The following is a 1,736-nucleotide window of genomic DNA, read 5'->3' as shown; positions in this document are numbered from 1 at the left end:
CAGCGGAACCGCCCGCCGGGACGGACCCGCGGCTGCCCGCGGAGGCGGACCCACGGCCGCCCGCCGGGCCGGGTCCGCGGCCGCCCGCCGGGTCGACGGCCGAGCGGGATTAATGGGTGGAGACGGCCAGTTCGGATACGTAGAGTGACGGGACCGCCCGCCGCCGACTGGAGCCCCCATGCGTACGCACTACCCCCGCACCCCGCACCTGCCCTGGTCCCCGGGCGCGGCGGCGGACGACGTACGGGCGACGGGCCTGGCGGGGCTGGAGGGCCGCGAGGTCGTCGTCACCGAGAAGCTCGACGGCGAGAACACCACCCTGTACGCAGACGGACTGCACGCGCGGTCAATGGACTCCGGCCATCACCCCTCGCGGGCCTGGGTGAAGGGCCTCCAGGGGCGCATCGGGCGGGCGATCCCGGACGGCTGGCGGGTGTGCGGCGAGAACATGTACGCGCGCCACTCGATCGCCTACGACGACCTGGACAGCTGGTTCTACGGCTTCTCGGTCTGGGACGGCGAGCACTGTCTGGACTGGGACCGTACGGTCGCCTTCCTGCGGCGGCTCGGGGTTCCCGCGCCGCCGGTGCTGTGGCGGGGCACCTTCGACGAGCGGGTGCTACGCAAGCTGCGGCTGGACACCACCCGGCAGGAGGGCTACGTCGTACGGACGGTCGCCGGCTTCGAGCGGGCGGCGTTCGGCGGGCACGTGGCCAAGTGGGTGCGCGGCGGGCACGTGCAGACGGACACGCACTGGATGCACGCGGCGGTCGTCGAGAACGGCCTCGGGCCGGCTGCCCCGCTGTGGGCGGTGCGCTCGGGTTCGACGCCGGACGCGGCCGGGCTGCTGGCGGCCTTGCGGCTGCCGGACGCACCGGGTCTGCGGGGCCTCCAGGACCACCAGGACCACCAGGACCACCAGGACCACCAGGACCTACGCGGTGCACGCGACGGCGCCGCCCGGGCTGCCGAGCGTGACGGGAACCGGGCCGTGCGCGCCGGGGAGCCGGCCGGCGACCCGGCTCGCGCTGCACAGTGGGCTGCGGAGTGCGCCGCCGACGCGGCCGCGCGGCTCGGGCTGATCGGGCGGTCCGGGGACGCCCGGCTCGCGGGGGTGCTGGCCGCCCTGCTGCACCGGACGCACCGGGCGTGGCTGGGACCGCGGCTGGTCGGGCCGCTGGGAATGCCCGCGGCCCGCCGGGTAGCCGACCTGGTGGGGCTGTCCGGGCGGCTGCACCGGCCGCACCCGGACGAGGAGCGGCGCTCCGGGCTGCTCCGGATGGCGTCCGCAGTCGACCTGGGCGTGCTGCACGCGGTCGCGGCGGCGACGGCCCCCGATACCGCGGCGGCCGAGCAGGCCGACTGGTCCGCGCTGCACGCCGAGGAGGCCGGGCTGCTCGTTGCGGACCCGCTGGGCCCGTTGCGCTCCGGACTGCGCGAGGCGCTCGGCGGGCTGGGCCCGGACGCGGCGGACCGGTGCTGGGCGCAGGCCCGGGAGGCGTACGCCGAGGGCCGGGTCCGGACGGTGGAGGAAGCCGTGGCGGCCACCTGGCGGTGGCGGGACGGCGCCTTCCCGCACCTGGTCCAGCTGGTCGGTCCGTCCGGCAGCGGCAAGAGCACCTTCGGTCGCGGGTCGGGGGCGGGCGCCGTGGTGTCGCTGGACGACCTGCGCGCGGCCCGCGGTGCGCGTGCGGACCAGCGGGCCAACGCCGACGTGCTGCGCGAGGGCCTGGCAC

At 77.2% G+C, this 1,736-nt stretch carries 1 protein-coding gene; it reads left to right on the top strand.

Translation table 11 applies throughout. The annotated features are described in order from the left end of the window. Positions 1-178 precede the first annotated feature (178 nt). Positions 179-1,736 (top strand): RNA ligase family protein (locus GPJ59_RS36010; RefSeq protein ID WP_219672327.1); only part of this gene is annotated, 1,558 nt, incomplete at its 3' end.

Origin of the sequence: Streptomyces bambusae, assembly GCF_019400985.1 — a bacterium.
GTDB classification, from domain to species: domain Bacteria; phylum Actinomycetota; class Actinomycetes; order Streptomycetales; family Streptomycetaceae; genus Streptomyces; species Streptomyces bambusae_A.
Note: the sequence above shows the minus strand (reverse complement) of the source record. Positions and strands in the feature narration are given on the sequence as shown.